The 14,990-nt window shown below is 31.4% G+C and carries 12 protein-coding genes; 11 read left to right on the forward strand and 1 reads right to left on the reverse strand.

From position 1 onward, the window contains the following. Nucleotides 1-34 precede the first annotated feature (34 nt). Nucleotides 35-313: a YmaF family protein gene (locus tag CPJCM30710_RS02045; RefSeq protein WP_212902501.1), complete on the forward strand. Its 279-nt coding sequence runs from the start codon at nucleotides 35-37 to the stop codon at nucleotides 311-313. Nucleotides 314-520: 207 nt separating this feature from the next. On the opposite strand, the gene CPJCM30710_RS02050 is transcribed toward CPJCM30710_RS02045, so the two are convergent. Beyond that, on the reverse strand, nucleotides 521-955 hold the full coding sequence (locus CPJCM30710_RS02050; RefSeq protein ID WP_212902502.1) for a DUF1259 domain-containing protein: 435 nt from the start codon (nucleotides 953-955) through the stop codon (nucleotides 521-523). Nucleotides 956-1,525: 570 nt separating this feature from the next. On the opposite strand from CPJCM30710_RS02050, the gene CPJCM30710_RS02055 reads away from it, so the two are divergent. The 10 genes from CPJCM30710_RS02055 (at nucleotide 1,526) to CPJCM30710_RS02100 (ending at nucleotide 14,400) form a co-directional block, all read left to right on the forward strand. Next, complete coding sequence (locus CPJCM30710_RS02055; protein WP_212902503.1) at nucleotides 1,526-2,308, forward strand: transporter substrate-binding domain-containing protein; 783 nt, start codon at nucleotides 1,526-1,528, stop codon at nucleotides 2,306-2,308. Between the two features lie 12 nt (nucleotides 2,309-2,320). After that, complete coding sequence (locus CPJCM30710_RS02060; protein ID WP_212902504.1) at nucleotides 2,321-2,971, forward strand: amino acid ABC transporter permease; 651 nt, start codon at nucleotides 2,321-2,323, stop codon at nucleotides 2,969-2,971. Beyond that, on the forward strand, nucleotides 2,968-3,690 hold the full coding sequence (locus CPJCM30710_RS02065; protein WP_212902505.1) for an amino acid ABC transporter ATP-binding protein: 723 nt from the start codon (nucleotides 2,968-2,970) through the stop codon (nucleotides 3,688-3,690). The genes CPJCM30710_RS02060 and CPJCM30710_RS02065 overlap by 4 nt, the downstream gene beginning before the upstream one ends. 382 nt (nucleotides 3,691-4,072) lie before the next feature. Then, a complete protein-coding gene (locus CPJCM30710_RS02070; protein WP_212902506.1) occupies nucleotides 4,073-4,561 on the forward strand; it encodes an FUSC family protein in 489 nt (162 codons plus the stop codon). Nucleotides 4,562-5,422: 861 nt separating this feature from the next. Beyond that, entirely contained in the window at nucleotides 5,423-8,863 is a 3,441-nt protein-coding gene (locus tag CPJCM30710_RS02075) for a pyruvate carboxylase (RefSeq protein ID WP_212902507.1), read from the forward strand. Nucleotides 8,864-9,140: 277 nt separating this feature from the next. Next, nucleotides 9,141-9,554, forward strand: coding sequence for a MarR family winged helix-turn-helix transcriptional regulator (locus CPJCM30710_RS02080; RefSeq protein WP_212902508.1), 414 nt, complete (start codon nucleotides 9,141-9,143; stop codon nucleotides 9,552-9,554). Between the two features lie 168 nt (nucleotides 9,555-9,722). Next, nucleotides 9,723-10,172 (forward strand): pyridoxamine 5'-phosphate oxidase family protein, encoded by a 450-nt coding sequence (locus CPJCM30710_RS02085; RefSeq protein ID WP_212902509.1) that lies wholly within the window; start codon nucleotides 9,723-9,725, stop codon nucleotides 10,170-10,172. A 229-nt stretch (nucleotides 10,173-10,401) separates the two neighbouring features. Next, a complete protein-coding gene (locus CPJCM30710_RS02090) occupies nucleotides 10,402-10,854 on the forward strand; it encodes a MarR family winged helix-turn-helix transcriptional regulator (protein WP_246503431.1) in 453 nt (150 codons plus the stop codon). Continuing rightward, nucleotides 10,854-12,584 (forward strand): ABC transporter ATP-binding protein, encoded by a 1,731-nt coding sequence (locus tag CPJCM30710_RS02095; RefSeq protein ID WP_212902510.1) that lies wholly within the window; start codon nucleotides 10,854-10,856, stop codon nucleotides 12,582-12,584. The genes CPJCM30710_RS02090 and CPJCM30710_RS02095 overlap by 1 nt, the downstream gene beginning before the upstream one ends. Then, the gene (locus CPJCM30710_RS02100; RefSeq protein ID WP_212902511.1) at nucleotides 12,577-14,400 is read left to right on the forward strand and encodes an ABC transporter ATP-binding protein; all 1,824 of its coding nucleotides are present in this window, start codon (nucleotides 12,577-12,579) and stop codon (nucleotides 14,398-14,400) included. Before CPJCM30710_RS02095 ends, CPJCM30710_RS02100 begins: the two co-directional genes overlap by 8 nt. Nucleotides 14,401-14,990: the final 590 nt, after the last annotated feature.

Consider the following 14,990-nt stretch of genomic DNA (forward strand, 5'->3'; position numbering starts at 1 on the left):
TATATAGAGTAAGTTCAGCAAAAGGAGTTTATATATGTATCATAGTCATTATTACGCAGGATTAACATCTGTTGATGATGGCCATAGACATGAATATCATGGGCAGACTACTCTAGCACCAAGTGGAGTGCCTCATACACACTATATATTAGGATATACATCCTATGACGATGGGCATACTCACTACTACATGATTCAAACTACCGTAGATTATCCAGTGCCTGGAGGACATATTCATGACATTTTGGGAGTAACCCGAATCTCTGAACAACATTATCACTCAATGCAAAGCAGAACAACTGTTACTTATTAACTATAAAAAATAACCCCCAGAGTTTGGGGGTTATTTGCTGTCATTAATGCGAAAGCAGCGGATTTAGATATTTTTAATAAGTAATTCAATTTTATCTATTTCTCTATGTAGAAACTATAGCAAGTTATTCAAGTAATAATAAGAATTCAGATAGTACCAATAAGGGGTATTTGTGAAATATCCACAAATACCCCAGTAATTATCTTCTTAACACTTTAACACTTTAAGAGCTTCAGCTACTTTTCTTGCAAAATCTAAGGGTTCATCAATGGATTCAAAATGGATATAGAAAAGTCTTGGATTTTCGAATAACCAGTGGTTGTGAAGTGCTGTAACTTTAATATGATTTTCTCTAAGAATAGATATAAATGGATTAATCTCTTCTTGTAAGATAACTGTTTCGCCTAGATTAAGAGTTTTTCCACACTTGTCCATATTTTCAAATGAAAATAGAGCACCTAAAACTAATGGAGAACGAGTTCTTCTTCCTAATATTTCGACATCTAAGTCTCTATTAAAGGTTACTACACATAGGTCTCTTCGAGATTCAAGAACTTCTGCTCCAAGTATCTTAGCAAAACGCTTACAAAGACTACTTTTTTTGCTCTCGCCTATAATATCCTCAATGTTTATATTTCCCATAGTTTTGCCTCCTTATTCTTTTGTATTCATAGAAAGTAAGTTGATGCTGGAGATAGATAACTTCAATAGTAAACTTCAGTTATGAAGTTATTTATCTATAGAAGCCAATTGTAGAAACTTGACTTTCTATGTAATTAAGGAGGTTTTTAGTATATTTTATGCATGCTTGTCCATTTTGTGCAAGACTAGCGTGTTAATTAATATTTTTATACTATCAGTATAGGGAGGATGAATAACAGTTAAATAGTACTACATGTTCTATTACAATATTAATTATTAGAATCTGAATAAGTTATCTTCTATCACAGAATACAATGTATATACAATAGGCCTTTTAATTTTCGGTTTGATAAACCGCACATTAAGTCTTTACTTATTGGAGTAGAAGAAAGCATTAAATAAAATTAATAAAAGGATACTTGACTGCTTTTATAATTATACATATAATTAATTTGTGACTAATTTTTATCGATAAAAGTTTAATTACATTATAAAATATGAACAATGACGTTCTTTAAGGGATGCCCTTAAAGAACGTTTTTTTATTTTAAAAATAAAGGAGAAATTTGAATGTTAAAAAAAGTTTTATCTGTATTAACTGCTGCTACAATTGTTGGAACAATATTTGTAGGTTGCGAGAAAAATCAAAAGAGTCAGGGAACTGAAGATAGTAAGAAAAAATATATTATAGCAACAGATGCTACATATGCACCTTTTGAATATCAAAAGGATGGTAAATATATAGGTATTGATATTGACCTATTAGATTCTATATCGAAGCTTGAAGGTTTTGAGTATGAACTTAAGCCAATGAACTTTAAAGGGATAGTGCCAGCTTTACAGGCAAATCAGATAGATGGTGCAATTGCTGGTATAAGTATTACGGAAGAAAGAAAGAAGATACTAGATTTCTCAGAAGGATATTATGAAGCAGGTCTTTCAGTGGTAACTAAGGCTAATAATGATAAGATTAAATCTTCTGATGATTTAAAAGGAAAGATTTTTGCAGTAAAAAAGGGAACTGCTGGTTCAAAATTTGCTGAAGAAAATAAAGAAAAGTACGGAGCTAATATAAGATACTTTGATGATTCTCCAACAATGTTCCAAGAAATTGTAAATGGTAATGCGGATGTAACATTTGAAGATTATCCAGTTATAGCTTATAAGATTTCAACAGATACAAATCCAACTTTAAAGGTTGTGGGAGAAAAGCTAAACAAAGATAACTATGGTTTTGCAGTAAACAAAGGTAAAAATAAAGAACTTTTGCACAAGTTTAATACAGGATTAAAGAAACTTAAGGAAAGCGGAGAATACGATAAGATACTTAGCAAGTATATAAAGAAACAATAGAGGAGTTAAATTATGGAACATATTACATTGATAAAAGACAGTTTACCAAGCCTTTTTAGTGGAGTTGCAGTTACATTAAAAATAACAATTATATCACTTTTCTTTGCTTCAGTATTAGGGTTGATTTTTGGTCTTATGAGTATATCACATAAGAAGGTGCTTAATGCGTTAGCGGTTGTTTATGTAGATATAATGAGAGGTACACCTTTAATTGTACAAGCATTCTTTATATATTTTGGGTTACCAAGTGTTCTTGATTTTAAGATAGATGCAGTGGTAGCTGGGGTTATAGCGTTAAGTTTAAATGCTGGTGCTTATATGGCAGAAATTTTTAGAGCAGGAATTAAGTCTATAGATAAAGGGCAGATGGAGGCAGCTAGAAGTGTAGGACTTCCATATGGAAAGGCTATGAGAAAGGTAATTTTACCTCAAGCGGTAAGAAGAATGACTCCTGCAATTATAAATCAGTTTATTATCTCTTTAAAGGATACATCAATACTTTCAGTTATAGGTATTCAAGAACTTACTCAAAGCGGAGAAATAATTATTGCCTCAACTTATAAGGCATTTCAAATTTGGGGAGTTGTTGCAGTTATGTACTTTATTATAATAACTACATTATCTATAGTTTCTAAGAAGATCGAGAGGAGCTTAAGCTTATGATAAAAGTTTCAGGGCTAAAGAAGTATTATGGAGAGTTGCAAGTACTAAAAGGCATAGATTTACAAGTAAAAGAAGGTGAAGTACTTTGTCTTATAGGGCCATCAGGTTCAGGTAAAAGTACTCTGCTAAGATGCCTAAATGCACTTGAAGAAATAAATGACGGCAAAATTTTAATTGACAGTGAAGATATTTACGATAAAAAAGTGAATATAAATAAGCTTAGAGAAAAGGTAGGGATGGTATTCCAATCTTTCAACCTTTTCCCACATCTAAATGTTAAGAGTAATATAACTCTTGCACCATTAGAACTCAAAAAGATGAACAAGAATGAAGCTGAAAAAAAGGCCTTAGAACTTTTAGGGAAGGTAGGTCTTGAGGCAAAGGCTACTGAATATCCAGACAATCTTTCCGGTGGACAGAAACAAAGAATTGCTATCGCTAGAGCTTTGGCAATGAATCCAGAAGTGATTCTTTTTGATGAACCTACTTCAGCTCTTGACCCAGAAATGGTTGGGGAAGTACTTCAGGTTATGAAAGAACTCGCAAATGAAGGTATGACTATGGTGGTGGTAACTCACGAAATGGGTTTTGCAAAAGAAGTAGCTGATAGGGTTATATTTATGGATGGAGGATACATTGTAGAAGAAGGAAATCCAGAAGATATTTTTTCTAATCCTCAGAATCTAAGAACTAGGAATTTCTTAAATAAAGTTCTTTAGATGAGACACGCCCATTTTAGAAGTGTGAATTTATTGATGAATATTGCCAATGACACAAGCTTGATTGAGCTAACAAGGTCGATTCAACCTTACAAATATCGATTTGATTTATACGGCTCGACTTTAGTGCCTTAGTATTTCATGTAGGGAGGCTTCGCTTGGTTATTCCATTTCCAAACTTCCCCTGATAACCTCAATATTCAGTTATCAAGGGTGTAATATAATGATATAATATAGAAATTTTGGAAAGTTATACATCATAATAGTTCTATAACAGAAAGTGTTCCCTATGTATCTACTAAGAGGATGGAGGATTTCTCATAAATATGTTAAAATTTATTGTAATAATGAGCATACAAGATAATGACTAGAGGTGAGTTTAATGAGTAAAAGAGAACTTCCCCAAATAGGACTAAGAAATATTAAAACAGCTATATCAGTATTTTTATGTATAGTTCTATTCCAAGCTTTGGATAGACCATATCCTTTTTATGCGTGCATTGCGGCAGTTATGTGTACTAAAGAAACAGTTGCAATAACATATAAAGCGAGTTTTGATAGAATGATAGGATCAATACTAGGTGGATTTATGGGAATGATTTTAATTATTATTTCATCACATATTAATTTTTCTACAATAGAATCGTTTATGTCTGGTATAGGTATAGTAATAGTTATTTATATGTGTAACCTAATAAAAAGACCAGGTGCTTGTCCTATCTCATGTATAGTACTCTTATCTATCACAACAACTGCTCATGATTCAACGCCATATTTATATGCCCTAAATAGAGTTATAGATACATTTATTGGAATAATCATTACAATAATTATTAATAGATTTATTTGTCCTAGGGAAAGTATATGTTAAAATAAACTGCTAAAAAGTTTAAAAGCTTTTTAGCAGTTTATTTTTAATGAAGTAATTATTTTAAGCTCAATGTTGCATTAGATCAAAAAATAATATCCCACTTTATAAAATTATAGAAAAATAAAAGGAGCTTAGCGACCGGCGAAGGAAACGCTAAGCTCCATGTAATTAGCACTGTTAAGTACCAACTGCTTAATTATAATAACATGAATTTAACTTAATAGCAACATGTATTTTTATAAATTTTCAGGAATATGGATTGGTCAGTAAAATAATATTTAATTATTGTGGAAAACTAGAAACAATTATAATAATAAGTAAAGAAACTAAAAAGTGTATGTGCGGTAATGTATAGGATATAGTCTTATAAAGAAATTTCACGGCATCACATAAAATGACATGCTTCTTTATAAATAATTTCAATTTTTAATTTAATATGAATTTGTATATCCTAAATTATAAATTCAGTTATGAAGTTGTTTATGCATTATGAAAATGTTTACTTATAACAATTAGAGCTAATAAAAATGTAAAACATTGTAGAAATTTATAAAAATAAGGTTTATAATATAATTGCATCAGTTTGGGCTGATGCAATTTTGGGGTTTTGATTGATGCAATTTTTTGCTTTAGAGAATAAAAATAAAATGGCAAAGGAAATCCTAATAGCATATAATTAGAAGATAAATCATAGGAAGTTTACAAGTCAAGGCTCTATGGAATTGGATGAACTAAAGGAGGCATTAGGTGACATAAGTTAGAATTTAAGTTCTGTAATTAAGCATTAATTAGAAAATTAATAAAATAAGTAATTGATGCTAAATAATAAATTGTGATAATTGTTAAAGGAGTTGAATTGTTTTGGAAAAAAAGTTTAAAAAGGTATTAGTAGCCAATAGAGGAGAAATTGCAATAAGAATTTTCAGAGCTTGTCATGAACTTGGTATAAGAACAGTTGCTATATATTCAGAGGAAGATAAGTTATCTCTTTTTAGAACTAAGGCAGATGAGTCATATCTAATTGGCAAAAATAAAGGACCTGTAGAAGCTTATTTAAATATTGATGAGATTATTAGCCTTGCATTAAAAAAAGGTGTTGATGCAATACATCCAGGATATGGATTCCTTTCTGAAAACTCTGAGTTTGCAAAAAAGTGTGAAGAGTGTGGTATAGAGTTTATCGGTCCAAATGCAGAAATGATGGATAAACTAGGAGATAAGATTAAATCAAAAATAGTAGCTAAAAGTGTTGGAGTACCAGTAATCCCAGGCGTTGAGAAGCCTATAGCTTCAGAAGAAGAAGCAAAACAGTTTGCAGCAAGTTGTGGATACCCTGTTATGTTAAAAGCTGCTGCAGGTGGTGGCGGTAGAGGAATGAGAATAGTAAGAAGTGAAGATGAACTTCTTACTGCTTTTAGAAGTGCTAAAAATGAAGCGAAAAAAGCTTTCGGTATAGATGATATATTTATTGAAAAATACTTAGAAGGTCCTAAACATATTGAAGTTCAAGTTCTTGGAGATAAATATGGAAACATAGTACATCTTTATGAAAGAGATTGTTCCATACAAAGAAGACATCAAAAGGTTATTGAACTAAGTCCAGCATTATCTTTATCTGAAGAAAAGAGAGAGGCTATATGCGCTGATGCATTAAAAATAGCTAAGTCTGTAAATTACAGAAGTGCAGGAACATTAGAATTTTTAGTAGATATGCATGGTGACCATTATTTTATAGAAATGAATCCAAGAATACAGGTAGAACATACTGTAACAGAAATGACTACAGGAATAGATATAGTTCAAAGCCAAATTTTAATAGCAGAAGGTCGAGCACTAAATTCTAAAGAAATAGGCATTTATTCTCAAGATGATGTAAAACCAAGAGGATATGCAATTCAATGTAGAGTAACTACAGAAGATCCTTCAAATAATTTCGCGCCAGATACAGGAAGAATTGATGTTTATAGATCAGGTTCTGGTTTTGGTATAAGACTTGATGGAGGAAATGGGTTTGCAGGTGCAGTAATAAGTCCGTATTATGACAGCTTACTTGTAAAAACTACGGCTTATTCAAGAACCTTTGAAGATGCAGTTAGAAAATCCATAAGAGCGATAAAGGAAATTACTATTACTGGAGTTAAGACAAATGTTGACTTTTTAATAAACGTATTAAATGATCAGAAATTCCAAAATGGTGAGTGTGATACTAACTTTATTGCAGAAAATCCACAATTATTTGATATAGTACCAAGAACTGATGAAGAATACAGAATTCTGAAATTTGTTGGTGAAAAGATAGTAAATGAGACTAAGGGTAATAAAATAGGTTATGACGTACCAGTGATTCCAAAGCTAGATAAGATTACAGATGTTAGTGGAACAAAGCAAATATTAGATGCAGGTGGTCCTGATGCAGTTGTTAAATGGATAAAGGAGCAAAAGAAACTTCTGCTTACAGATACAACTATGAGAGATGCTCAGCAGTCTCTGATGGCTACTAGAGTAAGAAGCAGAGATATGTTAAAGATTGCAGATGCAACTTCTGTGTTTGGTAAGGATTTATTCTCACTTGAAATGTGGGGAGGAGCTACATTTGATACTGCATATAGATTTTTAAAGGAATCTCCATGGGAGAGACTTGAAGAGTTGAGAAAAAGAATACCTAATGTTTTATTCCAAATGCTTATTAGAGGTGCAAACGGTGTAGGATATAAGAACTATCCTGATAATGTTATAAGAGAGTTTATCAGAGAGTCTTCAGCAACAGGAATTGATGTATTTAGAATTTTTGACTCATTGAATTGGTTAAAAGGTATTGAAGTATCATTAGATGAGGTTTTAAAGTGTGGTAAGTTAGCGGAAGTTTGTATATGCTACACAGGAGATATTTTAAATACTAAAAGAGATAAATATAGCCTTCAATACTATGTAAATATGGCCAAAGAAATCGAAAAGATGGGTGCACATATACTTGCTATAAAAGATATGTCAGCTTTACTTAAGCCTTATGCTGCTGTTGAGCTTATAAAGGCATTAAAGCAAGAAATTTCAATACCAATTCATTTGCATACCCATGATACTACTGGTAATGGTGTTGCAACTGCTCTAATGGCTGCGGAGGCAGGAGTAGATATAATAGATACAACATTTAACAGTATGTCAGGACTTACAAGTCAGCCTGCATTAAATTCAATTGTAGCAGCTCTTGAGAATACGAATAGAGATACTGGTATAAATCTAAATGAAATTCAAAAGTTATCTGATTATTGGGGTGCTGTAAGACCTGTTTATAGTCAGTTTGAATCAGATTTAAAATCAGGAAGTGCTGAAATTTATAGATATGAAATACCTGGTGGACAGTATTCAAATTTAAAACCGCAGGTAGAAAGCTTTGGTCTTGGTCATAGATTTAATGATATAAAAGAGATGTACAGAAAAGTAAATGATATGGTAGGAGATATAGTAAAGGTTACTCCTTCTTCAAAAATGGTAGGAGATTTAGCAATCTTTATGGTTAAAAATGATTTAACTCCTGAAAATATATATGAAAAAGCAAGCAATATGGCTTTCCCAGATTCTGTAGTTTCATATTTTAAAGGAATGATGGGTCAGCCTATGGGCGGATTCCCAGAGGAACTTCAAAAACTTGTTTTAAAAGAAGTGGAACCTATAACTTGTAGGCCAGGAGAATTATTACCAGCAGAGGATTTTGATAAGATTGAGAATTATCTAAAAGAAAAATATAGATATAATCCATCTAAGAAGGATTTAATAAGTTACGCTTTATATCCAGATGTATTTGAGGATTATCTAAAATTTGTTTTAGAGTATGGTGACTTAAGCCGTATGAGCAGTGATGTATTCTTCCATGGACTAGCTGAAGGAGAAACAAGTGAAATAGAAGTTGGAGAAGGTAGAGTATTAATTACTCAATTCTTGGAACTAGGTAAATTAGATGCAGAGGGAAATAGAAGTCTAGAATTTGAGATCAACGGAAATAGAAGAGAAATAAAAATACATGATAAAGCTGAGACAGTTAGAACTAATGGAGGGAAGAGTATTGCTTCAAAAATGGCGGATCCTTCAAATAAACTAGAAGTAGGAGCAAGTATCCCAGGAACTATACTTAAGGTACTTGTTAAAGATGGTGATGAAGTTAAGAAAGGCCAAAGTTTAATTGTAATAGAAGCAATGAAAATGGAAACAAATGTTGTTGCTGCTAGCGAAGGCACTATTGAAACTGTATTTGTAGAAGAAGGACAGCAAGTTAAGGCAGGAGAATTACTAATAAAAGTAAAATAGCATATAGATATAAGTAAGCTTCCTATATAAAATAAAAACAACCAGCAGCAATGTTGGTTGTTTTTATTGCTGTCACTTTACGAAGTGAAATTTACCTAAAAGTTAATAGATTCGATACTTCTTAACTTTTATTAATCCGTACAGTAGCCTTCATCTTTTATCACATAATCATTTAATACTAGTGGAACAACTGCAAGTTATAGTATTAGCTTGCAGTTTGACAGTTCCCGTTACATTAATATACAATAGGTATATTATAGGTATGAGGTGAGTAAATGTGGAATTAAATGAGTGCATTAACTTTTTGCTGGCGAAATCTCAGAATACAGTGCTTCAATATTTTAGGGCCAGTCTTGCTCAATTCAACGTAACTCCAGTTCAATATGGGATTTTAAAATGTCTTTGGGATGAATCGCCCCAAACTCCTAAGCAAATTGCTAAGGTTTTAGACTTAGATGCTTCAACAATTACTGGTATACTTGATAGGATGGAAGATAAAGGGTTAATTAGCAGAACTCCTAATCCAGATGACCGAAGGACACTTAGATTAATAATTACTGATTCTGGTTTAAAATTACGAGAACCAATAGAAGCAGTCATAGAAGAATCCAATAAATATATATTAGATAAATTTAGTAAGGATGAACAAGAGCAGTTAAAACAGTTGTTGAGAAGAATTACAAATAATTAAACTATATAAAAGTATTACTTCACAAAGTGAAATCTGGCTAAAAGTGAATAGGTTTAATACCTATTCACTTTTATTTACAGTAATATTTCTTTTAAAAGCAAATAGTTTGTTGACAAATTATTTGCATACAAATAAAATAGAATAAGAAGAAATAAGGGGGGAAGTTCATTGAGTAAAATTTTGGGTAGTTCTATGCCTCAGCAAATAGTTGAATTATTTAACAAGGAATTAATTACAGTGTTGGTATCAACCGTTACTGAAGAAGGGTTTCCACATGCTATGCCTGTTCATCTAATGGCGGCTCCAGATGACAAAACTATTCGCATGGCATTAATGAAAAAACATCAAACAACAGTAAACATAAAGAATAACGGAAAAGCACTTATTTCAGTTTTAGAAGGTTCAGATATAGCAATAGGGATAAAGGGAACAGCTAGGGTTGTCAGGGAACCAATGGAAGGTAATGATGTAATGTGCATGGTTGAATTTAAGGTTGAAGAAATAAAGAGTGACACAACTCCTACAGTTATAGTTACTGATGGTATTCGCAGTAAACATAGAACTGAAAAAACAGAGATTTTTTTTAGAAGCATGTTTGATGAATTGTATAAAGACTAACTTTGTTAAGACGGTTTTAAGGAAAAACTATTATGATTAAGCATTTGTCTGTAATCATAATAGTTTTATATTTTTGTAATTAAAACCAAATTTTGGGAGTATACTATTTACATCTTATCAATCGTATTATAATATATAAATAGTTAGATATCTAATAATTAGAATTCTAACTATTAGAGTAACATCTTTTAGGTATACTATATTTACAATTAATTGGGGGCGTAAAAATATGAAAGACGGAACAGATTATATAAGAACTGAAACCTTACATATGGCACTTATAAAGGTACTTAGAGTTCATAAGCGTAGGGCTAATTCAGAGTTCTGTAAGATTGGAATGACTCAAGGGCAACCAAAAATACTGGATTTTCTGTCAGAAAGTGATGGGTGTATTCAAAGAGAGTTAGCAGAGAATTGCAATATAGAACCTGCAACCGTTACCAGTTTATTAGCTAGCATGGAGAAGGCTGGACTTATTTATAGAACTCAAAATTCAAAAGATAAGCGCGTACTTAATGTTTTTTTAACAGATAAGGGGAAAGTGCGACAGAAAGAAGTAGAAAAAGTATTTAATTTGATGGACGAGGAGTGTTTTCAGGGATTTTCGGAGGAAGAAAAAGTTCAAACAATGAGGATTTTGAACAAGATTTATGAGAATATGATAAGAAAGGAAAGGGGATAATGTTTAAATTATTAAAATATTTGAAAGGACCATCAATAATATGTGCTATTATAGCTCCTATTATGATGTTTATAGAGGTAGTCATGGACTTGATGCAGCCTAAACTTATGGCGGATATCATTGATATAGGGGTTGCAAGTAGGAATACTTCATACGTTATTTCTATAGGTGGAAAAATGATATTTGTAGCATTAATAGGTCTTATAGGCGGAGCCGCTTGTTCAGTATTTGCATCCGTTGCAGCTATGAGTATGGGAGAAAAATTAAGGCAAGGTCTTTTTGATAAAATACAGACTCTATCATTTTTAGAGTTAGATAAATTTAAGAGTTCATCACTTATTACAAGACTCACAAATGATGTAACACAAGTTCAACATATGATGTTAATGGGTCTAAGAATCATGGTTAGAGCACCTCTTATATGTATAGGTGGATTTATTATGGCTGTTGCTTTAAGTCCTAAGTTATCACTTATATTTTTAGTAGCAGTACCTGTGATTTTGGTAGCGGTTATACTTATTCTTAAAAAATCATTTCCATTATTTTTATCAGTACAAGAAAGAATAGATAGCGTTAATGATGTTATCCGTGAAAGCATATTAGGAGTTCGTGTTATTAAAGCATTTACTATAGAGAATAAGCAAGCAGAAAGATTTGATGAAGTTAATTACGATTTAATGGATAAAAGTATTAAAGCTCAAAATATGAATATGATATTATGGCCAGTTGTAACTTTAGCAATGAACTTAAGTGTTATTGGGGTATTATGGTTTGGCGGTAATATGGCTAATAAAGGTATGATTGAAATAGGTAAAATTATGGCTTTTATAAATTATCTTTTACAAATTATGAATTCTCTTATGATGGTAGTTATGCTTGTTTTAAACTTTTCTCGTGCAAAAGCTTCAGCAGATAGAATAAATGAAGTATTAAACACTACATCATCTATTCAAGATAATAAAAATTCAGTTAAAATGACAGGCTTTGATATAGAATTTAAAGATGTTTCTTTTAAATATAATGAACATGGTGATTATGTGTTAAAAAATATATCCTTTAAGGTAAAAGAGGGAGAGAAAATAGGAATTATTGGAGCGACAGGTTCAGGAAAAAGCTCTTTTGTAAGTTTAATTCCAAGGCTTTATGATGCAACCGAGGGACAAGTTCTTATAGGTGGAGTTGATGTTAAGAAGTTAAAATTAAAAGAACTTAGAGATAACATAGGAGTTATTCTACAGGATAGTATTTTATTTTCAGGAACTATTGAAGATAATTTAAAGTTTGGCAATGATCATGCAGATATGGAATTGATGGAGAATGCAGCGCGTGATGCTCAAGCTCATGAGTTTATTACTGTAAAAGAACATACTTATAAAAGTGTTGTAGAACAAAGAGGTAAAAATTTATCAGGAGGGCAAAAACAACGTCTTTCTATTGCAAGAACTCTAATAAGAAATCCTAAAATTCTTATAATGGATGATTCTACAAGTGCCCTTGATATGGCAACAGAAGCAAAGCTTCAAAGTAGTATAAAGAATAGAATGGCCAATAGTACGGTATTAATAATTGCTCAAAGAATTTCAGGAGTAATGGATGCTGATAAGATAATAGTTTTAGATGATGGTAAAATATCAGCGGTTGGTAATCATAAAGAATTATTAAAAGATAATGATATTTATAGTAGCATAGCAGTTTCACAATTAGGTGAGGAGGTGCTTTCTAATGTCTAATCATAAGGAGCAGTTTGTAGTTAGACCTGGGGGTAATCCTATGAGAAGATTTAATAAAAAACCTGAAAAACTTAAAAATGCTAAGAGTACAATAAAAAGATTATTAAGCTACTTAGGAAATAAGAAAGGAATAATAGTATTAGTATTTTTACTTTCATTAGTAGCAACTACAATAAATATTGTTGGTACTAGATTAAACGGATATACGGTAGATAATTTTATTGAAAATGGAGATATGATAGGACTTACAAACATTTGTATAGTATTAGTAATTATCTATCTTATAAGTGTTACTTCAACATATATTCAAAATAGATTTATGGTTAGTATAGCACAGAGAACCACCTCAGATATAAGAAGAGATTTGTTTGGAAATATGCAAAAGCTTCCTTTAAAGTACTTTGATACTCATTCAAGTGGAGATTTAATGAGCAGACTTACAAATGATGTTGATAACATAAATATAACATTGTCTCAGAATGTAACTCAACTTTTCTCAGGAGTAGTAAATATAGCAGGAATGTTTGTAGCAATGATACTTCTAAGCCCCAGACTGACACTGGTAGGATCTATAGCAATACCACTTATGTTCATAATGACAAGAATTATTGTTAATAAAACCCAACCTTTCTTTATAAAGCAGCAAAAAGAGTTAGGTAATCTAAATGGATATATAGAAGAAATGATATCAGGGCAAAAGGCTGTATTATTATTCTCTCAAGAGGAGCATGTTAAGGAGGAGTTTTCAAAAATAAATAAAAGACTTACAAGGAGTGCTATATTTGCCCAAGCTTTATCAGGATTTATGGGACCTGTTAATAACTTCATAAATAATCTTACCTATTTGATTGTAGCTGTATGCGGAGGATATTTTATTCTTTCTGGAATGAATATAACGATAGGAGTAGTATTTGCCTTTATACTTTACATGAGAAATTTTACTCGTCCACTTAATGAAATACTTAATATATTCAATACTATACAATCTGCATTAGCTGGTGCTGAACGGGTATTTGAAGTTATTGATGAATCTAAGGAAGAGGATACTGAAGAAGCAAGGGATGTTGATAATATATATGGAAAAGTTACTTTAAATGATGTAAACTTCTCATATACCAAGGAAAAACAAATACTTAAAAATATAAATTTAACTGCTAAAAAAGGACAAACTATAGCTATAGTAGGGCCAACTGGCTCAGGAAAAACAACAATAATAAATTTATTAACGAAGTTCTATGATATAGACAGCGGAGAGATTGCAATTGATGATGAGAATATAAAAAATATAAAAAGAGGCAGCCTTAGAAAATCAATATCAATGGTGTTGCAAGATACTTTTTTATTTTCTGACAGTGTACGTGAAAATATAAGATATGGAAGATTAAGCGCTACAGATGAAGAAGTTGAGCAGACTGCAAAACTTGCAAATGCCCATTCATTTATAAGGCAATTACCAGAGGGCTATGATACTATTTTATCTGATAATGGTGGTAATATATCACATGGACAACGTCAGCTATTAGCAATTGCAAGAGCTATATTAGCACAATCCTCAATTCTTATTCTTGATGAAGCAACATCATCAATTGATACTCGTACTGAAGTAGCTATACAAAAGGCACTGTTAAACTTAATGGAAGGTAAGACTACTTTTGTCATAGCACATAGATTAAGCACTATAAGAAATGCAGATCAAATACTTGCAATAAAAGATGGGCAGATAATTGAACGAGGAACACATAATGAACTTATAAAAAAGGATGGTTTTTATGCTGAGCTTTATAAAAGCCAGTTTAAAACTGGAATGAGTTTATAATTTTTTAAAATTGATAGGATGTCATATGGTTTATAGAAATATATAGATACATAACTTCATAATTGAACTTAGAATTCAGAAAAAAGCATTGCATGTCGAGGCTATATGCTGCCATTTCACGAAGTGAAATCTAGCTCAAATTTATTAAGGATTGAAGTTGTTTATCTTAATAGTAAAGTTTATTGATTCCATTTTATAGCATTTCACAAAGTGAAATCTGGCTAAAACTGAGCAGGCTCGATGCCTGCTCAGTTTTATTATAACTTATAAGATTATCACAATAGGTCAATACTTAGAATTTAATTTGTGAAAATTCCCCGAAAGTGTGAATAATCACAACTAAAGAGATTAGGAACTGATTAGCTTAGTTCTGTTGTAATGGTTTACTTAAATTGTTATCATAAAATCAATGAAAGTACTTTCAAGAAAGTTTTATAAGAGAGAGAAGTTTTATAAAGGGATTTTTATATAGGTATATTTAAAAGGGAAAAATATATTAATGAGGTGATGGGTTATGATGCAAAAAGTTCAGCGCTTTGGTGCCGCTATGTTTGCACCGGTATTATTATTTGCTTTTTCAGGTATGATTG

Source organism: Clostridium polyendosporum, assembly GCF_018332455.1.
In the GTDB taxonomy this organism is placed as follows: Bacteria; Bacillota; Clostridia; order Clostridiales; family Clostridiaceae; genus Clostridium_AY; species Clostridium_AY polyendosporum.